General features: G+C 56.3%; 24 protein-coding genes and 1 pseudogene. 15 read left to right on the top strand and 10 right to left on the bottom strand.

Annotated features, from left to right (window positions below):
- Positions 1-18: 18 nt before the first annotated feature.
- Positions 19-819 carry an inner membrane protein YpjD gene (locus tag H4J77_RS02940; protein ID WP_123888551.1) on the bottom strand — a complete coding sequence of 267 codons (801 nt, stop codon included), beginning with the start codon at positions 817-819 and terminating at the stop codon, positions 19-21.
- A gap of 442 nt (positions 820-1261) precedes the next feature.
- Between H4J77_RS02940 and ffh the strand changes: the two genes are divergently transcribed.
- From ffh to H4J77_RS02890, 10 genes are all read left to right on the top strand, one after another.
- Positions 1262-2674: a signal recognition particle protein gene (gene ffh, locus H4J77_RS02935; protein WP_182246959.1), complete on the top strand. Its 1413-nt coding sequence runs from the start codon at positions 1262-1264 to the stop codon at positions 2672-2674.
- A gap of 173 nt (positions 2675-2847) precedes the next feature.
- The gene (gene rpsP, locus H4J77_RS02930; protein WP_123888553.1) at positions 2848-3096 is read left to right on the top strand and encodes a 30S ribosomal protein S16; all 249 of its coding nucleotides are present in this window, start codon (positions 2848-2850) and stop codon (positions 3094-3096) included.
- A gap of 2 nt (positions 3097-3098) precedes the next feature.
- A complete protein-coding gene (rimM, locus tag H4J77_RS02925; protein ID WP_123888554.1) occupies positions 3099-3641 on the top strand; it encodes a ribosome maturation factor RimM in 543 nt (180 codons plus the stop codon).
- Between the two features lie 3 nt (positions 3642-3644).
- A complete protein-coding gene (gene trmD, locus H4J77_RS02920; RefSeq protein WP_123888555.1) occupies positions 3645-4394 on the top strand; it encodes a tRNA (guanosine(37)-N1)-methyltransferase TrmD in 750 nt (249 codons plus the stop codon).
- Between the two features lie 32 nt (positions 4395-4426).
- A complete protein-coding gene (rplS, locus tag H4J77_RS02915) occupies positions 4427-4774 on the top strand; it encodes a 50S ribosomal protein L19 (RefSeq protein WP_123888556.1) in 348 nt (115 codons plus the stop codon).
- Between the two features lie 93 nt (positions 4775-4867).
- Positions 4868-5788, top strand: a complete 921-nt coding sequence (xerD, locus tag H4J77_RS02910) for a site-specific tyrosine recombinase XerD (RefSeq protein WP_182246957.1) — start codon at positions 4868-4870, stop codon at positions 5786-5788.
- A 47-nt stretch (positions 5789-5835) separates the two neighbouring features.
- Positions 5836-6558, top strand: a complete 723-nt coding sequence (locus H4J77_RS02905) for a thioredoxin fold domain-containing protein (RefSeq protein WP_182246955.1) — start codon at positions 5836-5838, stop codon at positions 6556-6558.
- A 74-nt stretch (positions 6559-6632) separates the two neighbouring features.
- Positions 6633-7937 carry a homoserine dehydrogenase gene (locus H4J77_RS02900; RefSeq protein ID WP_123888559.1) on the top strand — a complete coding sequence of 435 codons (1305 nt, stop codon included), beginning with the start codon at positions 6633-6635 and terminating at the stop codon, positions 7935-7937.
- A gap of 91 nt (positions 7938-8028) precedes the next feature.
- Positions 8029-9438: a threonine synthase gene (gene thrC / locus H4J77_RS02895; protein ID WP_182246952.1), complete on the top strand. Its 1410-nt coding sequence runs from the start codon at positions 8029-8031 to the stop codon at positions 9436-9438.
- A 49-nt stretch (positions 9439-9487) separates the two neighbouring features.
- Complete coding sequence (locus tag H4J77_RS02890) at positions 9488-10072, top strand: exopolysaccharide biosynthesis protein (RefSeq protein ID WP_182246950.1); 585 nt, start codon at positions 9488-9490, stop codon at positions 10070-10072.
- An 89-nt stretch (positions 10073-10161) separates the two neighbouring features.
- Here H4J77_RS02890 and H4J77_RS02885 read toward each other — a convergent pair whose 3' ends face one another.
- Both H4J77_RS02885 and H4J77_RS02880 read right to left on the bottom strand, forming a co-directional pair.
- Positions 10162-10587, bottom strand: coding sequence for an organic hydroperoxide resistance protein (locus H4J77_RS02885; RefSeq protein WP_123888562.1), 426 nt, complete (start codon positions 10585-10587; stop codon positions 10162-10164).
- A gap of 169 nt (positions 10588-10756) precedes the next feature.
- Positions 10757-11212 (bottom strand): MarR family winged helix-turn-helix transcriptional regulator, encoded by a 456-nt coding sequence (locus tag H4J77_RS02880; protein WP_123888563.1) that lies wholly within the window; start codon positions 11210-11212, stop codon positions 10757-10759.
- A gap of 146 nt (positions 11213-11358) precedes the next feature.
- Here H4J77_RS02880 and H4J77_RS02875 point away from each other — a divergent pair, with 146 nt between their 5' ends.
- Positions 11359-12234 (top strand): EamA family transporter, encoded by an 876-nt coding sequence (locus H4J77_RS02875; RefSeq protein ID WP_182246948.1) that lies wholly within the window; start codon positions 11359-11361, stop codon positions 12232-12234.
- A 5-nt stretch (positions 12235-12239) separates the two neighbouring features.
- On the opposite strand, the gene H4J77_RS02870 is transcribed toward H4J77_RS02875, so the two are convergent.
- Both H4J77_RS02870 and H4J77_RS02865 read right to left on the bottom strand, forming a co-directional pair.
- On the bottom strand, positions 12240-13145 hold the full coding sequence (locus H4J77_RS02870) for a neutral zinc metallopeptidase (RefSeq protein WP_182246946.1): 906 nt from the start codon (positions 13143-13145) through the stop codon (positions 12240-12242).
- Between the two features lie 98 nt (positions 13146-13243).
- Positions 13244-14077: a CHAD domain-containing protein gene (locus H4J77_RS02865; RefSeq protein WP_123888566.1), complete on the bottom strand. Its 834-nt coding sequence runs from the start codon at positions 14075-14077 to the stop codon at positions 13244-13246.
- 231 nt (positions 14078-14308) lie between these two features.
- On the opposite strand from H4J77_RS02865, the gene H4J77_RS02860 reads away from it, so the two are divergent.
- Complete coding sequence (locus H4J77_RS02860; protein WP_220469230.1) at positions 14309-14677, top strand: thiol-disulfide oxidoreductase DCC family protein; 369 nt, start codon at positions 14309-14311, stop codon at positions 14675-14677.
- A 6-nt stretch (positions 14678-14683) separates the two neighbouring features.
- On the opposite strand, the gene H4J77_RS02855 is transcribed toward H4J77_RS02860, so the two are convergent.
- The 4 genes from H4J77_RS02855 to H4J77_RS02840 form a co-directional block, all read right to left on the bottom strand.
- Entirely contained in the window at positions 14684-15499 is an 816-nt protein-coding gene (locus H4J77_RS02855; protein ID WP_182246942.1) for a LysR family transcriptional regulator, read from the bottom strand.
- Positions 15500-15514: 15 nt separating this feature from the next.
- Complete coding sequence (locus H4J77_RS02850) at positions 15515-16411, bottom strand: MBL fold metallo-hydrolase (RefSeq protein ID WP_182246940.1); 897 nt, start codon at positions 16409-16411, stop codon at positions 15515-15517.
- Positions 16412-16546: 135 nt separating this feature from the next.
- Entirely contained in the window at positions 16547-17251 is a 705-nt protein-coding gene (locus H4J77_RS02845; protein WP_182246938.1) for a PspA/IM30 family protein, read from the bottom strand.
- A gap of 5 nt (positions 17252-17256) precedes the next feature.
- The gene (locus tag H4J77_RS02840; RefSeq protein ID WP_182246936.1) at positions 17257-17526 is read right to left on the bottom strand and encodes a YiaA/YiaB family inner membrane protein; all 270 of its coding nucleotides are present in this window, start codon (positions 17524-17526) and stop codon (positions 17257-17259) included.
- A 163-nt stretch (positions 17527-17689) separates the two neighbouring features.
- Here H4J77_RS02840 and H4J77_RS02835 point away from each other — a divergent pair, with 163 nt between their 5' ends.
- On the top strand, positions 17690-18472 hold the full coding sequence (locus tag H4J77_RS02835) for a helix-turn-helix transcriptional regulator (protein WP_182246934.1): 783 nt from the start codon (positions 17690-17692) through the stop codon (positions 18470-18472).
- Complete coding sequence (locus tag H4J77_RS02830) at positions 18420-19556, top strand: mechanosensitive ion channel family protein (RefSeq protein WP_220469229.1); 1137 nt, start codon at positions 18420-18422, stop codon at positions 19554-19556. Before H4J77_RS02835 ends, H4J77_RS02830 begins: the two co-directional genes overlap by 53 nt.
- Before the next feature lie 114 nt (positions 19557-19670).
- Here the strand turns inward: H4J77_RS02830 and H4J77_RS02825 are convergent, their stop codons facing one another.
- Complete coding sequence (locus H4J77_RS02825) at positions 19671-20387, bottom strand: YebC/PmpR family DNA-binding transcriptional regulator (protein ID WP_123888573.1); 717 nt, start codon at positions 20385-20387, stop codon at positions 19671-19673.
- Positions 20388-20504: 117 nt separating this feature from the next.
- Here H4J77_RS02825 and H4J77_RS20285 point away from each other — a divergent pair.
- Positions 20505-21190 (top strand): annotated as a pseudogene (locus tag H4J77_RS20285) (YoaK family protein).
- Positions 21191-21201 lie beyond the last annotated feature (11 nt).

Genomic DNA, 21201 nt, shown 5'->3' with positions numbered 1-21201 from the left:
GGTTGGGATAGGGGAGCGTCAGGCGCCAATCAGAACTTCGCGTACCAGCTTGCTGCCAAAATAGGCGAGCATCAGCAGTAGGAAGCCAGCTAGCGTCCAGCGAATGGCGTTGCTGCCGCGCCAGCCACGGAAGTGGCGGCCCCAGAGCAGAATGCCAAAGACAACCCAGGCCAGGCACGACAGCAGTGTCTTGTGTACCAGGTGTTGGGCAAACATGTTTTCCAGAAAGACGAAGCCGGAAATGAGAGCGACGGTCAATAGCAGCTCACCGCAGAGCAGAAACTGAAACAACAGGCGTTCCATCGTCTGTAACGGCGGGAAGGTGCGAATAAAGCGGGTGGGATGTTTGTGCTTGAGTTGATAGTCCTGAACCGCCAGCAGCGTTGCCTGAAAGGCTGCAATGGTAAGAATGCCGTAGGCCAGGACCGACAAGACGATATGCACCAACAGGCCTTTTTGCCCAGCCGGAAGGGTAGTGGCTTCGTGCGGGAACAGGCCAGCGAGCAGTGCCGTGACGAGTGCCAGAGGATAGAGGCCAAGCAGCAGGCTGGTGACCGGTGCGCGAAAGCTCGACAGCAGGGTGAGGGCAACAATTAGCCAGGCGATGAGCGAGCCTATATTGAATAACCCGAGAGCTAGCCCATGATCGGTCATCAGCTGCAGGTAAAGACTGGCAGCGTGAGCGACCAATGCGATTAGACCTATGCCTCGCAATAGCCCGGTGTTGACGGTCAGGCGTTTGCCCAGACAAAACATCTGGTAAAGCATACCGCCCAAGTAAAAAGCGGCGGCTAGCAGGCTGGGAGTGAGGGCTGTCATACGTCCTTGAGAGCGGTTACCAACAAAACCGCAGTGTGGCACAAGCCGCGCCGCGGTTAAAGCGCTTCGATGGGCTTCCCTATCATCACCCCGGTCGCGGAGGTATACTGCGCCGATAAATTGCTTCGCATGCCCTTGTGGCGGGGGCCGGGGGCTGTTGCTGATTCATCACGAACCCTGTTGCTGTGCAAAGAGTTGCCAGCCTGGACGCGGGGCGCAAAAATTAGCCGCTCCCTTGTCAAGCCCGAAACGGCGCATATGGCACGCTAACACGCGTAACCCGGAGGGTCGGCCTGTTTCTGCGCGATGCTGCGTTACGCGTCATTTTATTTGGAATGAACAAGCTGTATTCCGTGTGCCTTGCTCCGTGCAATTAAAGCAGGCGCTGGCGCGGTCACGATAATTAGGCAGCAGACCCTAGATAAGCTCAGGAGAGTTAGTGATGTTCGAGAATCTTACCGAGCGCCTGTCGCACAGCCTGCGGGGCGTGACCGGTCAGGCCAAGCTGACAGAAGACAACATTAAGGACACCCTGCGAGAAGTTCGCATGGCGTTGCTTGAGGCTGATGTAGCCTTGCCCGTGGTCAAGACCTTTGTTGATCAAGTGCGTGAGCGCGCTGTAGGTCATGAAGTGTCACGCAGCCTGTCGCCGGGGCAGGTCTTCGTCAAGATCGTGAAGTCCGAGCTGGAAGCGGTTATGGGGCAGACCGAAGGTCTGAACCTGGCGGTTACCCCTCCGGCGGTGATTTTGATGGCGGGTCTGCAGGGCGCGGGTAAAACTACCAGTGTCGCCAAGTTGGCGAAGACACTGCGTGAGCGTGAAAAGAAAAAGGTCATGGTGGTCAGCGTCGACGTTTACCGTCCGGCGGCGATCAAGCAGTTGGAGACTCTGGCTGCTGAAGTGGATGTCACGTTTTTCCCCTCGGATCTTGAGCAGAAGCCGGTAGCCATCGTTGAGGCAGCGCTGCGTGAAGCGAAGAACCGCTTTATGGACGTGCTGATTGTCGATACCGCGGGTCGTTTGCATATCGACGCCGAGATGATGGCTGAAATCAAGCAGGTGCACGCCGCGGCCAAGCCGTCGGAGACCCTGTTTGTAGTTGACGCCATGACCGGTCAGGACGCGGCCAATACGGCGCAGGCCTTTAACGAGGCGCTGCCGCTGACGGGCGTGATCCTCACCAAGGTTGATGGTGATGCGCGCGGTGGTGCTGCGCTCTCGGTTCGTCACATTACCGGCAAGCCGATCAAGTTCCTCGGGATGGGCGAGAAGGTCGATGCGCTTGAGGTATTCCACCCTGATCGCGTTGCTTCGCGCATTCTTGGTATGGGCGATGTGCTCAGCCTGATCGAGCAAGCCGAGCAAAAGCTGGATAAGGACAAGGCCGAGAAGCTGGCCAAGAAGTTGAAAAAGGGTAAGGGCTTCGACCTTGAAGACTTCCGTGATCAGCTACAGCAAATGAACAGCATGGGCGGTCTGGGCTCGATGATGGAAAAGCTGCCGATGATGGGTGGCAAGATGAATCCGGCCCAGATGGAAACCGCGCAGACTGAAGCGACCAAGCAATTCAAGCGCATGGAGGCGATCATCAACTCGATGACGCCCGGCGAGCGCCGTAACCCCGATATCATCAGCGGCTCACGCAAGCGCCGCATTGCGGCGGGCTCAGGTTCGCAGATTCAGGACATCGGCCGGGTGCTTAAGCAGCATAAGCAGATGCAGAAAATGATGAAAAAGGTCACGGGTAAGGGTGGCATGGCCAAGCTTATGCGTGGCATGGGTGGAATGGGCGGCGGCGGTATGGGTGGCGGCGGTGGTATGTTGCCCCCCGGCGGCGGCATGCCTCGATTCTGAGCTGTTTATCCTTTAGGGGATGGGTCAGTACGGCCTTAAATAAAAAAGAGTTTTCATCGGTCGCGATATTCCGTAGAATACGCGACCTTTCGGGCCCTAGGTGTATGCGTTAATTGCAGCACAGCCCGTGATGAATTTTGTAGCGTTATTCAAACACAGGAAACGATGTCCACATGGTAACCATTCGTCTTGCTCGTGGTGGCTCCAAGAAGCGCCCCTTCTATCATTTGACTGTTGCCAACAGCCGTAACGCCCGTGATGGTCGTTTTGTTGAGCGCGTTGGCTTCTTCAACCCGGTTGCATCCGGTGCAGAAATCCGTTTGTCCGTAAACGACGAGCGTGTTCAGTACTGGTTGAGCAAGGGTGCACAGCCTTCTGAGCGTGTTGCTGCTCTGTTGAAGGAATCTCAGGCAGCTGCCTGAATATGATAGCTGCTCCTGAATCGACAGAATCGCCTCGGGTGATTCTCGGCAAGATCGTATCGGTTCATGGGCTGCGCGGGGCGGTCAAGGTGTATTCGCACACCGACCCGCTGGACAATGTGCTGGGTTATGCGCAGTGGAGCCTTAGTAGAGGTTCCGAGCAACGCACAGTGTCCGTCCTTGGTGGTCGCCTGCAAGGGCGAGTCCTGATTGTTGAGCTCAAGGGCGTAGATGATCGCGATAAAGCCGAGGCGCTGGTTAACTTCGAGATTAGTGTGGAGGCTGGTTCTCTGCCCGAACTCGAAGAAGGTGAGTATTACTGGTACCAGCTGGAAGGCTTGCAGGTGATTAACCTGGAAGGCCAGTTGTTCGGCAAGGTGGATCACCTGCTCGAAACCGGTTCCAACGACGTAATGGTGGTCAAGCCCTGCGAAGGCAGTATTGATCAGCGCGAACGTGTGTTGCCCTACTTGCCCGGCCAGTTTGTAGTGAATATTGATTTGGACAAGGCAACTATCCAGGTCGACTGGGATTCGGAGTTCTGATCGGTGTGGGCCGGTGTGGTAACCCTGTTTCCCGAAATGTTTACAGCGCTGACCGAGTCTGGTGTAACCGGACGAGCCGTCAAGCGCGGACAGCTGGAAGTTGTTTTCAGTAATCCCCGTGAACATGCACATGATCGTCATCGTACGGTAGATGATCGACCCTTTGGCGGCGGCCCTGGCATGCTGATGAAGGTTGAGCCTTTGCTTGAGTCCATTACGGCGATCAAGCAGCAGGCACCCTCGCAAGCCCGGGTGATCTATTTGTCACCGCAGGGTCAGCCACTCACTCAGCAACGGGTTGAGCAGCTGGCAAAACTGGACAGTGTGATTTTGCTGTGTGGTCGCTATGAGGGCATTGATGAGCGCATTATTGAGCGCTGTGTCGATGAAGAGATTTCCATTGGCGACTACGTGTTGTCCGGTGGTGAGCTGGGAGCCATGGTGCTTCTGGATGCAGTAACCCGATTGATCCCCGGCGTGCTTGGGCATGCGGATTCAGCGGTTGAAGATTCTTTTTCGGCGGGGTGGCTGGATTGCCCACATTACACTCGGCCGGAAGAATTTGACGGGCAGCGCGTACCGGAGGTGTTGCTCAGCGGTAATCATGAACTGATCCGGCGCTGGCGTCTCAAGCAGTCTTTGGGAAGAACCTGGCAACGTCGGCCAGAGTTGCTCGAAGAGCTGGAATTGAGCAAAGAACAGCAGAAGCTGTTGGCGGAATTTATCCGCGAACAGGAAACCGATAACCATTAACAGGTCCGACGGCCTGTGCAGGAGAAGCAACGATGTCCAATATTATTGCCCAGATTGAAGCTGAACAAATGTCCAAGGAAATCCCCGCGTTCGCGCCGGGTGATACCGTCATTGTCCAGGTCAAAGTGAAGGAAGGCGATCGCTCGCGTCTGCAGGCCTTTGAAGGCGTGGTTATCGGTAAGCGTAACCGTGGTCTGAACTCTGCTTTCACCGTTCGCAAGATCTCTAGCGGTGTTGGTGTTGAGCGTACTTTCCAGACTTACTCGCCGCTGATCGACAGCATTTCTGTCAAGCGTCGCGGTGATGTACGTAAAGCGAAATTGTACTACCTGCGTGCCTTGTCTGGCCGTGCAGCACGTATCAAGGAAAAGCTGTCCTGAACGGACGCTTGACCCACAAAAAAGCAGCCTAAGGGCTGCTTTTTTGTGGGCGACTGTTTTTAATGGTGGTTTCCTCAGCACAGTGAGCAGGTCATGTCCGCAGACGAAAACGCGCCGGTCGCACCGGACGACCAGCAACTGATTGCCGAGTTTCTCGATAGTCTGTGGCTGGAACGTGGGTTGTCAAAGCATACGTTGACGGCCTATCGCACCGACCTGAGTTTGCTCGCCGGTTGGCTGGGGCAACGCCGTAGCGACTTGCTCAACGCCTCGCGCGCTGATCTGATGGAGCATCTGGGTTGGCGCATAGCTCAGGGATATCAGGCGCGATCCAGTGCCCGGTTACTGTCCTGTTTACGTGGTTTCTATCGTTATCTGGTCCGCGTGGGCCGGTTGACGCTGGATCCCACCCTGGACGTGGCCATGCCCAAGTTAGGCCGGCCCTTGCCCAAGGCGCTGAGTGAGCGGGACGTTGAGCTGTTGCTGGCGGCCCCGGATATTGAAGACAGTCTGGGTATGCGTGATCGCTGCATGCTCGAAGTACTTTATGCCTGTGGCCTGCGTGTCAGCGAATTGGTTGGTCTGCGGTTGGACCAGGTCAACCTGCGTCAGGGCATAGTGCGGGTGACCGGTAAAGGCAACAAAGAGCGACTGGTGCCTTTGGGTGAAGAGGCCATGGTCTGGCTTGAACGCTATGTACAGGATAGTCGGCCAGCGCTATTGGCTGGCAAGCCGAGTGACGTGGTGTTTCCTAGCCGTTTGGGACGGGAGATGACGCGCCAGACATTCTGGCACCGCATCAAGCTACATGCACGCCAGGCCGGTGTCAGCTCTTCGCTGTCGCCGCATACCTTGCGACATGCCTTTGCTACCCATCTGCTCAACCATGGCGCGGATTTACGCGTGGTGCAGATGTTGCTCGGCCATAGTGATCTGTCTACTACACAGATATACACACATATTGCCCGCCAGCGATTGCGTGACATGCACGCAGAGCACCATCCCCGTGGGTGATAGGGAGGTTTCATGATAAGCTTTGCCGTCTTCTAGAGGATCAGATTATGCGACTGAGATACGGCGTGACCTGTCTGCTTGCCCTGTGGGGCTCACAGGTAATGGCAGATACCCAGACTGCGATCATCGAGGGTCTGGCAAAACTCAAATTTGACGTGCCGGTATCGGCTATTTCTGAAACGCCGGTTGACGGTCTGTATCAAGTTCAGCTGGAAACCGGGCGCGTGCTTTATGCCACCGCTGATGGCAAGTATTTCATGCAGGGCACGCTGATCGAAGTGAACGACGGTCAGCCGCGCAACCTGACATCGGTTGCGGAGGCCAGCGGTATCGCCCAGGTGCTCGATAGAGTCGATGCCAGTGACATGGTGGTGTTTGCGCCGGAAGAGCCAAAAACCCATGTCACGGTGTTTACCGACGTGGATTGTGGCTACTGCCGCAAGCTGCATAGCGAAGTTGAACAGTTGAATAATCTGGGCATTGAAGTGCGCTATATGGCCTTCCCGCGCGGCGGCATGCAGTCGCCGGCAGCTCAGGTCATGCAGTCTGTCTGGTGTGCAGACAACCGCCAGCAGGCCATGACGTCTGCCAAGCAGGGCAAAACGGTTGAAGAGAAAACCTGTGCCAATCCAGTAGCGCAGGAATATGAACTGGGTAAGCAGTTGGGCGTGCAGGGTACGCCGGCTATTTTTCTCGCCAACGGCGTGATGATTCCGGGTTATCAGCCAGCGCAACAGTTAGCTACCATAGCGCTGGAAAACAAAGAGTAATCGTCGCTCGGGCAGCGCAGGCTGCCGGGCAATCCAATATGTATTCGACTAGATAACAAAGTGGGGACCAACGTTTGAAACCGGTCAAAGTAGGCATCTGTGGTTTGGGCACCGTTGGCGGTGGCACCTTTAACGTCCTGCAGCGTAACGCAGCAGAAATTGCTCGTCGCGCGGGGCGTGGTATTGATGTGGCGCAGATTGCGACTCGTCACTTGAACCCGGCCTGCAATATTGGTGTGACGCCGACCACTGATGACGTGTTCGACGTGGTTAATAACCCTGAAATCGACATCGTGGTTGAGCTGATTGGCGGTTATACCCTCGCCAAGGATGTCGTTATGGGCGCTATTGCCAATGGCAAACATGTGGTTACCGCTAACAAGGCCTTGATCGCTGTGCACGGTAACGAGATCTTTGCGGCGGCGAGCGAGAAGGGCGTAATGGTTGCCTTCGAGGCTTCCGTAGCTGGCGGCATTCCCATTATCAAGGCGCTGCGTGAAGGCTTGGCGGCGAACCAGATTGAGTGGGTTGCGGGCATTATCAATGGCACCGGTAACTTCATTCTTACCGAGATGCGCGACAAGGGGCGTACCTTTGAAGACGTGTTGGCCGAGGCGCAAGCATTGGGCTATGCCGAGTCGGACCCGACATTTGATGTGGAAGGTATCGACGCGGCCCACAAGCTGACGATCCTGGCGTCTATTGCCTTTGGTATCCCGTTGCAGTTCGATAAGGCCTACACCGAGGGCATTACCAAGCTGACTACAGCGGATGTCAATTACGCTGAAGCCCTGGGTTACCGCATCAAGCATTTGGGCGTGGCGCGCCGCATGGGTAACGGTGTTGAGTTGCGCGTGCATCCGACGCTGATCCCGGCTGATCGTCTGCTGGCCAACGTGAACGGCGTCATGAACGCGGTCATGGTCAACGGCGACGCTGTGGGCTCAACCCTGTATTACGGTGCAGGCGCTGGAGCCGAGCCGACTGCATCTGCGGTCGTTGCTGACATTATCGATGTGGTACGTACCCTGACTACCGATCCTAACAACCGCGTACCGCACCTGGCATTCCAGGCTGACGCCTTGTCTGATTTGCCGGTGTTGTCGGTTGAGGATGTCGAGACCGCCTACTACCTGCGCCTGCAAGCTAAGGATCGCCCAGGCGTGCTGGCCAAGGTCGCGACTATCCTGTCCGAGCGTGGTATCAACATCGAGTCGATCATGCAGAAGGAAGCAGAGGAGCAGGACGGCCTGGTGCCAATCATTCTGCTGACTCACCGCGTGCAAGAGCGCGACATGAATGTTGCCATTGCCGCACTGGAAGCTCTGGATGAAATCGCCGGTCCGCTGATGCGGGTACGGGTAGAACAACTGAACTAAATCGAGCTGGAAGCTGGAAGCCGAAAGCTGGAAGCGTTGCGCTTCTAGCTTCTAGCTTTAAGCTTCAGGCTAAAACCTGAAGGGTTTTGCAATGCGCTATATCAGCACTCGCGGCCAGGCTCCGGCCCTTAACTTTGAAGATGTTTTGCTGGCCGGTCTGGCCTCTGATGGTGGTCTCTACGTTCCTGAGAACCTGCCACGTTTTACCCAAGAGCAAATTGCCTCCTGGGCTGACTTGCCCTACCACGAGCTGGCGTTCAATGTGATGCGCCCGTTTGTCAGTGGCAGCATTCCGGATGCTGACTTCAAACAGATTCTGCAGGAAACCTACGGTGTCTTTGAGCATCAGTCGGTTGCACCGCTGCGCCAGTTGAATGGCAATGAGTGGGTGCTTGAACTGTTTCACGGCCCAACGCTGGCGTTCAAGGATTTTGCCCTGCAGCTGCTCGGCCGCATGCTTGATTACTTTTTGCAAAAGCGTGGCGAGCGCGTCGTTATCATGGGGGCTACCTCGGGTGATACCGGCTCAGCTGCGATTGAAGGGTGCCGCCGCTGCGAGAATGTAGATATTTTTATTCTGCATCCGCACAACCGCGTATCCGAAGTACAGCGTCGTCAGATGACCACCATCAAGGGCGATAACATTCATAACATCGCCATTGAAGGCAACTTCGATGACTGCCAGGAAATGATCAAGGCCAGCTTTGCCGATCAGGGCTTCCTCAAGGGGACTCGCCTGGTTGCGGTCAACTCGATCAACTGGGCGCGCATCATGGCGCAGATCGTCTACTACTTTCACGCTGCCCTGCAGCTGGGCGGGCCGGCTCGCTCTATGGCGTTCTCTGTCCCTACTGGTAACTTTGGCGACATTTTTGCCGGTTATTTGGCGCGCAATATGGGGCTACCGATCAGTCAGTTGATTGTGGCGACCAACCGCAACGACATTCTGCACCGCTTCATGAGCGGCAACGCCTACAACAAGGACACGTTGCATCCGTCGCTGTCACCCTCGATGGATATCATGGTGTCGTCGAACTTTGAGCGTCTGTTGTTTGATCTGCACGGCCGTAATGGCGCGCTGGTGGCTGATCTGCTGAATGAGTTCAAGCAGACCGGTAAGCTGTCGGTTGAGGATGATCGCTGGACAGAAGCCCGCAAACTATTTGATTCCCTGGCGGTTGATGACGAGCAGACCTGCGCAACTATCGCCAGCGTCTATAGCGACTGCGGTGAGTTGCTTGATCCGCACACTGCGATTGGCGTGCACGCTGCGCGTGAGTGCCGGCGTTCGTTGAGCATCCCTATGATCACGCTAGGCACCGCCCACCCGGTCAAATTCCCGGATGCGGTGCGTGAAGCTGGCGTCGGTCAGGAACTGCAACTGCCGCTGCATTTGAGCGATCTGTTTGAGCGCGACGAGCGGTGTACCGTGCTACCCAATAGCCTTGCCGATGTGCAGCAGTTTGTGGCTGCCCATGGTAATCGCGGTAAGCCGCTTTGATGTGAGGAAGGCCCGGCGCACAAGCCGGGCTTTTGCAGGAGTCGCACTGGTGCCGGAATCACCCCAAAATCTTGAGCAGATGCTGGATCAGATAGCTGGTCTGGCCGGTGATCAGCAGCGCATTTATATGCGTCAGGTGGTGGAGTCGGTGGGTAGCCGCTCCTTTGGTCCGCTTTTGCTGGTTATCGGGGTCACGCTGTTTTCGCCACTGAGCGGCATTCCGGGCATGGCTGTTTTTGCGGGTTTGTTTGTGATGCTGATTGCGGTGCAGATGCTGATCGGCCGCAAGAACTTCTGGTTGCCAGCCTTCATTCTCAATCGTTCAGTGCCGCAGCAAAAGCTGCTTAAGGCGATTGATTGGGTCAAGCCAGGCGCTCGGCGCATTGATCGTCTGATCAAGCCGCGCCTTAGCTTTATGATGCATCCTTCCTCTTCCTATCTGCTGGCCGGTTTATGTGTGACGGTAGCAGCAGGCTTGCCCTTTCTCGAGCTGGTGCCTTTTTCATCGTCAATAGTCGGCCTGGCGTTAGCTATTCTCGGGCTAGCCTTGGTGGCAAGGGATGGTCTGCTGGTACTGATTGCGGTCGGTTTTATCGTTGCTGCGGCCAGTCTGCTGGCGTCCAAGCTGCTTTAGGCATTCAGTAACAGCCTCATCTTCGCCTTTACCCTCTCGCTGCAACTGGCTCCACAGCCCTGGCCGGGCTATGGAGTCGCGGCGGACGCTTAAACTCGAGTCAGGGTGACGTCGATATTGCCACGGGTGGCGTTGGAGTAGGGGCATACCTGATGCGCGCGCTCGATCAGTTGGCTCGCTTGCTCATCATCCATGCCCGGCAGGCTGATACGCAGCTCAACTTCGATGCCAAAGCCGTTGGGGATCTGGCCAATACCTACAACGCCTTCAACTGAGGCATCGGCTGGCATGGCGAGCTTGTCCCGGCCGGCAACGAACTTCATCGCACCGATGTAGCAGGCGGAATAACCAGCAGCAAATAGCTGTTCGGGGTTAGTGCCTTGGCCGCCAGCCCCGCCGAGTTCTTTTGGTGTGCTCAGCTCAACATCCAGCACGCCGTCGGATGAAATGGCGCGACCATCACGACCGCCGGTAGCTTCTGCATAGGCACGATATACAACGTTCTCAATAGACATGGACAATCTCCTGCGTGATATTCAGCTAATTTTAATTGCGCGAATAATTATTGCGCGCTAACTAAAAAGCTAATCTACTCGCCATTTATCTTGTGCGCAAGATAAATTGCAGTGTCTATTCTGTGTACTTGCTTGAGTGGTCTTGTGGTGCGGCTAATACGCTTGCAAGTCAGCCTTCAAGGCTACGCTGTAGCGAGGTGCGCAGCTTGAGTAGCTGGTCACGCAGTGTTACCAGTTCGTCCAGTGATTGATCCGCTGCGTCAACGATGCAGCGTGGCACCGCTTTGGCTTGCTCTTTCAGTGCGTGGCCCGCATCGGTCAAGTGCAGCTCTACCACACGTTCGTCTTGCTTGCTGCGCTGACGCTTGAGCAGGCCTTCGGCTTCCAGGCGCTTGAGCAGGGGAGTAAGCGAGCCCGGATCGGTGAGTAGTCGTTTGCTGATATCGCCGACGGTGATACCGTCGTTCTCCCATAGCACCAACATGGCCAGGTACTGAGGATAGGTCAGCGCCAATGCCTTGAGCAGCGGCTTGTACACCTTGGTCATTAGCAGCGAGGTGGAGTGCAGGGCAAAGCACAGCTGATTGTCCAGCATCAGCTCCGGGCAGGCGTCTGATTGGGGCATGAAAAGTCCTGTGAGTGGGTGAGCGAATACGTCAGAGAGTGATAATTTAGCGCGCAAATAGTCTGGCTGCCAGGGTAATTGCTGGTTCATTGGCTACGCGTCCGCGCGGCAGGCCGTTATACTCGCGTTTTTTTCCACGGGATATCATGCCTTTTCTTATTGCCGTTACCTTATTGTGGGCGCTCTCGTTCAGCCTGATCGGCGAATATCTCGCCGGTCAGGTCGATAGCTATTTTTCCGTGCTAACGCGCACCGCACTGGCGAGCCTGCTGTTTCTGCCGCTGCTGCGCCTGCGTGCCTTGCCGCGACCGATGATTGGTGGCCTGCTGTTGGTGGGTGCCTTGCAGTTCGGTGTTACCTACATCTGCCTGTACCTATCTTTCGAATACATTTCTGTGCCGGAAGTGCTGCTGTTTACTATCTTCACGCCGCTGCACATTGCGCTGGTGGATAACCTGATACGTCGGCGTTTGAGTCTCGGTCCCTTGGTGGCGGCGAGTATTGCCGTGGTGGGCGCCGGCATCATCCGTTACGACGGGCTGAGTGACAGCTTTATCCGTGGTTTTCTGATTATGCAGCTGGCTAATCTGACTTTTGCAGCGGGGCAGGTGGGTTACGCGCACATGGTGCGCCGCTACCAACTGACTCCGCGCAACCAGTGGCAGGGCTTTGGTTTGTTTTTTATCGGCGCTTTTATGGTGGTGCTGCCAGCCTGGCTGTTCCTCGGTGATCACAGTCGTATGCCGCACACCAGTGTGCAGTGGGGCGTGCTGGTCTGGCTGGGAGTTGCCGCGTCGGGGCTGGGGTTTTTCTTCTGGAATCGCGGCGCAGCGCAGGTCGACGCGGGTACGCTCGGGGTGATGAACAACGCGCTGGTGCCCGCTGGGTTGGTAGTCAATCTGGTTATCTGGAACCACGACGCGGATTTGTTGCGCCTGGGGGCTGGCTCGGTCGTGATCGCGCTATCGCTTTGGGTTAACGCGCGTTGGGACGCCTGGCGCGGCGCCCCTATCAAGACTTGAGGGTGCTAATTGGCAGCTGAGAAGGTGTCGCAGTCAGCCATGCTGCCCGACTCAAAGCCGCGCTTGAACCATTTAACACGTTGCGCAGAGCTGCCGTGAGTGAAGCTATCGGGCACCACATCCTGGCCAGCCTGGCGCTGTAGCCGATCATCGCCAATAGCTGATGCTGCGGTGAGCGCCTCTTCCAGGTCATCCGGGTCGAGTAGTTGGCGTTGACGATTGGCAACATGGCCCCAGATTCCGGCAAAACAGTCCGCTTGCAGTTCCTGCTTTACCGACAGTGCGTTGACGGTTGTCTGCGATTTACCCTCGCCGGCCTGACGTACTTTCTGGCTGATGCCCAGCAGGTTCTGCACGTGATGGCCGACTTCGTGAGCGATGACGTAAGCCTGCGCAAAGTCACCGGGCGCGCCGAGCTGCTGGCGCATGTCGTTAAAGAACGCGAGATCCAGATAGACTTGATTGTCGCCGGGGCAATAAAACGGGCCAACCGCCGAGCTGGCGGTGCCGCACGCGGAATTGACGCGATTGGAAAACAGCACCAGGCGAGGCTCCTGATAGGTTTTACCGGCGGCGCTGAATAGCGCGTTCCAGGTGGTTTCGGTATCAGCCAGTACCACCGATACAAACTGGGCCAGCTCCTGTTCCTGCGGGCTGAACTCGCGCGGGCTTTGGCTTACCGTTTGACTCCCGCTTCCCAGCAGCATGGGTAGTACATCGAACCCCAGCATTTTGGCACCAAAGACCGCCAGTACACCGAGAATGAGCACAATACGCCCGGTCTTGCTACGCAGCAGCATCGGCAGAAAGCGCACCAGTAATAGGGCTGCGCCGCCGCCACTGGCACGTTGGATATTCTGTCCGCGACGGTCCTCTACGTTGTTGCTCTGTCTTCTGCCGCGCCAATCCATTGTCTCGTCCCTGCCGTTTTTTATCTGGGAGCTTATTTCACCGCATAGCTTGCCGTTCGGGAAGCATAATCTTTGCAGTTGCCTGCAAACTCAGGGGTTCAGCATTTCAACGGCACGTGCGGCTGCTGATAGAGCTGCTCGAACAGTTGCCTGGCTTTTTCCTTGTCATGTGATTTCTGCTGCTCTATAGCCTGCAGTGCCTGCTGGCTGGCGGCTTCAAGCTCGCATGCTGCTAGCGTGCCATTGAGCAGGCTGTCTTCCAGCACACAGTGGTCCTGAAACTGCCCCAACAGCTCACCCAGCTGTTTGAGTGCTTTGATGCTTGCTTTCGCGGCTTTGCGGTCGCATAGCAACTGAGCCTGATAGAGGTAATATTTGGTCCACTTTCGGCACTGGTGGTAAGTATCGTCTTCGCCAGTTTGGTGCGCCTCGAGTGCCAACTTTCTTGCTCGACGGTAGCTGTAGTCGAGACCCTTGGCTGGATCTGAACGGTGCTGCAAACGCAGCAGCTCTGCCCATTGTTCGAGTACCTCGGCAAAGCCAGTGTGGGCGTCTATGGGATTGATCTGTTCGTTGGCCTGATGGTTTGCTTGAGCAAAGTAATCGAACAGCGGCTGCATAGGCGCTTGATCATCGGCGGGCAGGTTACTGACCAGGCGGCCCAGGGTTTTTTCCTGCACGTGCGCGTCGCGTAGCCCGGCATAGGAATTGGCAAGTTGTTTTAGCAGTTGTTCTACCTGCTTTATGTCGGCCTTGGCATTGCCGGGGCGATAAAGCTGCAGTAGCGCACGCAATTTCTTGCTGCATACGCGGATCGCATGAATCGCTTCGGCATCAGGCGCCTCACCCGGCGTAAGGGGCGCAAGCACCTTGCTGACCTGTTTGCGAGCGGCCTTAAAGATGGGATCGGACTTGCCAGCTGGTTTGTTCATCGCTCTAGTGTAGATGAGTCAGCTTGCAAATAGATGACTTTACGTTGGCTTTGTTATTAGCAAAAAGTCTGACTGATAGCGCTGCAATGCACACTCGTCTTGATCCAGGACAGCAGGGTTTCAGGCTGGCGCTAGCTATTGCATCGATGATGAGACTGCAGTGTGCAGCGACATCTCGCCCTGCTTTCTGGCACACTCATAGACTCTGCGGTTACCGATGGAGCAATGACAATGACGCGACCTGTGGTGTTGTACGATGGCGGCTGCCCGCTATGCCGACGCGAGATCGCTCACTACCAGCGGCTTGACCAGCAGCATCGGATAGACTGGCTGGACATCGTTGCTGAGCCAGCGCGGCTGGATGAGTTTGGCATTGCCATGACTGACGCCATGCAGGTGCTGCATGTGCGCGATATTGAAGGTCGTTGGCAGCTCGGTGTCGCTGGATTCAAGGTGATCTGGCGAGAGCTGCCCGGTTGGCGCTGGTTGGGGAAACTGGTGCAACTGCTGCACCTCACGCCCTTGCTGGACTGGGGCTACCGCCATTTTGCTGCTCGCCGGTTTCGTGCTCGGTGCGCGGACGGCTGTAAGCTCGATTGATTGGCCTTAGTTAAAGGCGTGGCTAATCGTCTGCTCCAGCCCCGGCGAGTAGGCCAAGCCCAGTTGCCGCAGGCGTAAGTCTTCAGGTATCAAGCCGCTCAGTGAGAAGTGCTGGATTGCTGGAATCAGTTCATCGATATCGTCGCTGACGGCCATGACGGTGGCGCCCTGGCGGTGTTGCACCAGGCTTAAAGCCAGGTCCTCGGTATCGACCTGCAGTGTGCAACGCTCTGCGAGGCCAGGCACGTGGGATATGAAGGCTGCGCGTAATTCACAATCGAGTCGATCAATCCAACTGTAATCCAGCGCTTCGTTCAGGTCGAGCGGGTGACTTACCGGCCAGCCGCGAGGCAGCAAGAGTTGGTATTCCTGTTCCAGCAGCGTTATGAAACCATAGCCTTTCGGTGCCTGCCGCGCACTGGTAATCCAAAGGTCTGGTGGCGACGTGGGGTTAACCCGTACTTGCAGGCGATAGTCCTGCAGATTATTGGCGACCAGCTGCAGCAGATAACCGCTGTCCCGACTAGCCAGCTGGTGGCTGATGCCCAGAGACAGACTAGCCAGAGTGGGGCGCTTGAAGCGTTGCGCCATTTGCTCTGCGTTACTCAGTAGTTGCGTCGCTGCCTGGTAAAAGTGCTGCCCTTCTGGCGTCAGGGCGACTCCCTTTTTGCTGCGGCTGAATAGCCTCAGCGTAAATTCAAACTCTAGTTGCGCTACTGCATTGGAGATCGACGGCTGTGCTACGTGGCAGTGTTCAGCTGCGGCAGTCAGGCTGCCTAGCTCAGCTGCGGCGCAGAAGTAGCGGAGGCTGCGCAGGTCCATGGTATTTTCCTCGGCTTAGTCTTCAAAGGTTGGGAAGTGTGCCAGTGTTGCGGCGACAAACTCATCATGGGCCGGCACTATGATCAGCTCTGGATCACGGTTCTGTAGTTGGTGAATGAGCGCCAGCTGGCGGCGGTTTTGTTCAGGGTCACTGTCAACGTGGCTGGTCCACTGCACAACTGAGGGCCTGGTTTGGTTGGTTTCAACCCCGCGTAGCGTCCAGCTGGTATCGCCAATCAGAAATAGACGCTTGCCTGAATCCAGGTTGACGAACAGACCAACCTGACCCGCTGTATGCCCACTCAGGTCGACCAGAATCAGACGCTGGTCGTTGAATAGATCCAGGCTGCGTGGGAATCCCTGATAGGGCATATCTTCCAGCTGGAGGATATACCAGTCCCGTTCGCCAGCCAGTTGCTCGACCAGGAAGGCTGGAGGCATGCCATGTTCACGTGCCTCTTCCAGAGCTCCGGGCAGTATCTTGACCTGAATTCCGGGGAAGTCTGGTAGGCCGCCTACGTGGTCCCAATGCAGGTGGCTGGGGATGATGAAGTCGATATCGTTGATTGTGTATCCGGCTTTCTCTAGTTGATCGCGCGCGGGGTCAAGGTGGCGGTAGGCAAGGAGCTTGCGGTTGATCCAATTGTTGTGGGCGAAAGCCGCGTCGGTTTCTCGACCCAGTCCGGTATCAAATAGAAAGCGCCCTTGGGGATGTTCAATCAGCATCGCGTTGTGCACCAGATTGCGCTCTTGCAACCAGCGTCCGCCACTGACTGTGAGTGCTTCCGGGGCACCGCTGGATTCGGCGGTAGGGATCAGCGACAGGCGCAGCGCAGTGACTGGCGGTGAGGCCTGCAGCAGAGCGGCATAGCTCAGCAGCAGGGTTGCAGAAAGGGCTTTAAAGATATTCATCAGGGTAGCTCCAGTGGGTGTTGGGATACTCTGGCACTGTTCTAAGAATAGGTTAAATATCTTTAATCTGTGTTTGTTGAATAAATAACTTATGGATTGCTGGCGACGATGATCGTCGCCAGCTTTGCGCTGCTTTCAGCTATTTGTGCGCAGTTCAGTTGTGGCGCGCAGCCTGGACAGTACGCTGTTGGCGTCGCTTCTTCCGGTATTGATGCCGGCCTGTTGCAGACGTGCGTCCAGCGCACTGCCGTCGTCTTCCTGCTGCAGTGTACGCATGGCATTGTCGACGTCGCTGAAGCTGGACTGCTGGCGGCGAATGCGCTCCAGCGAGCTGGCCAGATCCCCCATGTGTGTTTGTAGGCCCTGGGTGTGGCCGCCGAGGTTGTTGAGTACCTGCTCGGCATTGCGATTGGCGCGCGCCAGCTGCAACTCTCTGCGGTAGCTCTGGTGCAACTGCGCGGCCTCGCGCAAACGATGGCGTAGCTGAGTCTCCTGTCGTTGCAGGTGTTCGGCTTGTTGGCGCTGCTGTTGTAACTGGTTTTCGTGCTCGGCAATCCACTCGGCCAGCTCATAGGCGAGCCCGGCCTCATCGCGTGTCATGGCCTGTTGGGCCTGTGCTTCGCGGGCTATCAGTTCATCGGCCAGCTGTTGGTTGCTGCGCTGTAATTGCTTGCTGCTGGCCATCAGACAGGCCAGCTCACGTTTTGCCCGCAGCATGGCCTGCTCGGTATCGCGCAGCTCCTGTTCCATGATGCGCAGTGCGTTGGCATCAACCAGATGTTCCAGGGGTTCCTGAGCCTGAGCGCGGAACAGGGTGCCTACTTTTCGCCAAATAGTCATAGGGGTTACTCCGTATATTCTTTCAATAGTTGTTGGGCGCGGGCGTCGGAAATACGGTTGTGAATACGCTTGCCCTCATGCTCATCGCGCATGGTTTTTGACAGGGTGATAGTGGTGCTGACCAGAAACAGCGCGCAGACGGCCATGTAACCTTTGACCAGCAGGTCGGTGGGTGCGAAGACCACGCCCGCTCCGGTGGCCAGCAAGGCAACCGCAAAAGACACCTTGACGAAAAATACCCAGCCACTGGAGTTACTGTTGATCTCGCTTTCCATTGCTTGCTACCTCGTATTGATTGAGTGCGGCAGGTTTGTCGCCGCTGGAAAGCAATGTGCATTAGTTGCTACCGAGTCGCGAGATAAACCACAAAAGTTGCAATGAAGAGCGCTTTGGGTATTACTGGGCGATACTTTTCTGTGCTCAGGAGAATGTGCGTATATGGCGCAAACGACGGCGATCATTGATGTATTGAAGAAACTGCTTAAAGAGCAAGGCGTTACCTATCTGCAGGTGGCGCAGGCGCTGGCGCTGTCAGAGGCTAGCGTCAAGCGCCTGTTTGCTGAACGGCAGTTCTCATTGCAGCGGCTGGACCGCGTCTGTGCGCTATTGGGCCTGGAGATAAGTGACCTGGTGCGACGCTTGGAGCACGATCTGTGTATTGATGCGTTGGCGTTAGAGCAAGAGCAGGAACTGGTGTCCGACAGCAAGCTGTTGCTGGTGGCCATCTGCGCATTGAATCGTTGGAGTCTGCGGCAAATGCTGGAAAACTATGCCTTGAGCGAGCCGGAGGCGATCAGCAAACTGGCGCGACTCGATCGTATGGGGTTGATCGAACTGCTACCGGGTAATCGCATAAAGCCGCTGATTACCCATGACTTCAACTGGCAAAAGAATGGCCCCATCCAGCGCTTTTTTGAATCGCAGGTGCAGGCAGACTTCTTTCAGTGTCATTTTAATCGGCCGGGTGAGTTGCGTCTTTTTCTCAACGGCATGCTGTCGCCGCGCAGCAACGAGGCCATGCAACAGAAATTGCGCCGTTTGGCTCTGGAGTTTCGCCATAGTCACCAGGAAGACTTGGCGTTGCCGCTGGAGCAGCGTTATGGCGTCAGTATGATTCTCGCTATTCGCCCCTGGGAAGTGGCAGTATTTCAACAATACCGGCGTGCGGATGCGCAGAAGTATTATCCCGGCCATGCCGGCAACGGATCAGATAAGAGGTGAGGTGACTGTGCAGGTGTTGCTCGATGTGATGGATAGCTTGGCCAATGTCATACCCCTGCTGGAAACCCTGCTGGTGGTAGGCTTGGCGCTCTGGAGTGCAGATTATCTGCTGATTCGTCGGCATGGTGGGTTGGGCAACGAAAAGTTGTTTTCGCGGCAGCTGATCATGCTTGGGTTGACCCTGGTCGGCCTGGTTGCAGTGATTCTGGCGTTACCGGTCAGTGAGGGCTCGCGCAATCAAATCATTGCTCTGCTGGGTTTGCTGGTCTCAGGCGTGTTCGCGTTTTCCTCCAGTAATATTTTCGCCAATCTGGCTGCCGGCATACTGCTGCGCATCACCAAACCTTTTGTGATCGGCGATTTCATCTCGGTCGGTACGCATTTTGGCCGCGTAGCCGAACGCGGTTTATTTGATACCGAGATTCAGTCCGAGACCGGCGAGTTGATTGCGTTGCCCAATACCTACCTGACCAATAATCCAGTATCGGCCCTGCGCAGTGCAGGGGCGCTGGTATCGGCGTCTCTGTCCTTGGGTTACGACGTAAACCACGCACAAGTCGAGCCTCTGCTGATCAAGGCGGCAGAGAGCAGTAAGCTCGATGATGCTTTTGTGCAGATACTGGAGTTGGGCAATTTTGCCATTACCTATCGAATCTCCGGGGTGCTGCCGGAGGCCAAGGGCTTGATCACGGCGCGCTCCAAGCTGCACAAGGCAATTCTTGATCAGTTACATGGCGCTGGTATCGAGATCATGTCGGCGACCATCATGAATCAACGCCCGGTTGATGCCGGTTACAGCTTTATTCCTGCTCCCGCGCGTCAGCGGCCCGCCGCCTCATCGGCTGTGGAGCCTGAAAAAATTGCGGAGAAAGTGCTATTTGACAAGGCTGAACTGGCGCAGCAACTACAGCAGCGCAAGGCTGAACTAGCCGAGATCATGGAAGCGCTGGAGCAACAGGCCAAGCAAGCCGAAGGCGATGAGAAGCAGGGACTGAAGGAGCGAATGGATGTGTTGCGTGAAGAGCGCAAGCAGCTGGATAGAGCTGAAAGCGAGCCATTGAGAGCCAGTGCGGGTCAGGAGTAGGTTATGAAATTGAAGAGCGGGGCGTTGTTACTCTTGTCACTCACAGCAATGGGGCTGTTGCTGTTGTTGCGGTCGCAGACTTAAGCGGGCGCTGCATGGCAGCGCCCTGGCAGATCAGAACTCGGCGTTGTGGTAGATGTTTTGCACGTCGTCCAGCTCGTTCAGCATGTCGGTAAACTTCTCGAACATGGCCACATCCTCACCGCTGATCTCGGTAGTGATTTGCGGCAGAAACTGGATCAGGTCCACTTCAAAGTCCACTTCACCCAAGGCATCGGTCAGGGCTTGCTTGGCCTTGAAGTATTCGGTGCTCGGGGTAAATACGGTGATCAGGCCGTCTTCGTTCTCGATGTCGGTCACGTCGACGTCGGCCATCATCAGCGCTTCCAGCGTGGCTTCTTCGTCATCGCCCTTGAACGCCAGAATCGCGCAATGATCGAACATGTGGCTAACGCTGCCTTCGGTACCGATCTTGCTTTTGGTCTTGGTGAAGCAGTTGCGCACGTCGGCAAAGGTACGGTTGGGGTTGTCGGTCAGGCAGTCGACTATCACCATGCAGTTGCCAGGACCGAAGCCTTCATACTGCGCCTTGGAAAAGTCTTCGCCGCCACCGCCCTTGGCTTTATCGATCGCCTTGTCGATTACGTGACTGGGGACTTGATCTTTCTTGGCACGATCAATCAGGCCGCGCAACGCCAGATTGCCGTCGGGGTCAAAACCACCTGATTTGGCGGTGACGAAAATCTCACGCGCGTACTTGCTGTAGACCTTGGTTTTGGCATCAGCCGTTTTGGCCATGGACTCTTTGCGGTTCTGATAGGCGCGACCCATGTTCTAATCCTGTTGTTTGGCGAAAAACAGCGATTCTAACCGCAGTTGCTGCTTGATATCCATGTCTTGCGACGGCTGGCCGCAGAAAGCCCCGCAAGGTCCGCATCTGGCGGTAAGATGGGACTTTTGGGTGGGGGAGCTAAGCCTGTGATTTCGAGATTGCCACCTTGGGTTGAGACTGGTGCCTTTACCCTGGCCTTTACTGCCGGCAGCGTTAATGCGGTCGGGCTGCTGGGGTTCAGCCATCAGGCGGTCTCGCACCTTACCGGCACGTCAACGCTGTTGGGGCTGGGCATGGCGCAATTGGATGTGTTGTCCAGTGTGCACCTGCTGCTGGTGATACTCAGTTTTGTTGTGGGTGCGGCGCTCAGTGGCTTTCTGATCGATAGCAGTGCGCTGCAGCCGGGGCGGCGCTACGGTTGGCGCTGCTATTGGAAACCGCCCTGTTACTGCTGGCGATGCTGGCGCTGCAGCACAATAGTGTGGCTGGTCACTATCTGGCCTCAGCGGCCTGCGGCTTGCAGAATGCGATGGTAACCACCTATAGCGGCGCGATCATTCGTACCACGCACGTTTCCGGTCTATTTACCGATTTGGGGCTGATGTTGGGGGCGCGCCTGCGTGGTCAGGCGATTGATCGGCGCAAGGCGACCCTGTTTCTGCTGTTAATCGGTGGCTTTATCCTTGGCGGCTGCCTGGGTGCGCTGGCCTTTTCTGCACTGCATTTTCAGGCACTATTCTTACCGGCGACGCTGACCGCTGTGATGGCGCTGTTATACCACCGCTATCTGCGCGGTGGCTGATCAGTCTTCAG

The sequence above is a fragment of the Pseudomonas sp. 5Ae-yellow genome, from assembly GCF_014077575.1.
In the GTDB taxonomy this organism is placed as follows: domain Bacteria; phylum Pseudomonadota; class Gammaproteobacteria; order Pseudomonadales; family Pseudomonadaceae; genus Halopseudomonas; species Halopseudomonas neustonica.
The sequence above is the reverse complement of the archived record's forward strand: the minus strand, read 5'-3'. Positions and strand labels throughout refer to the sequence as shown.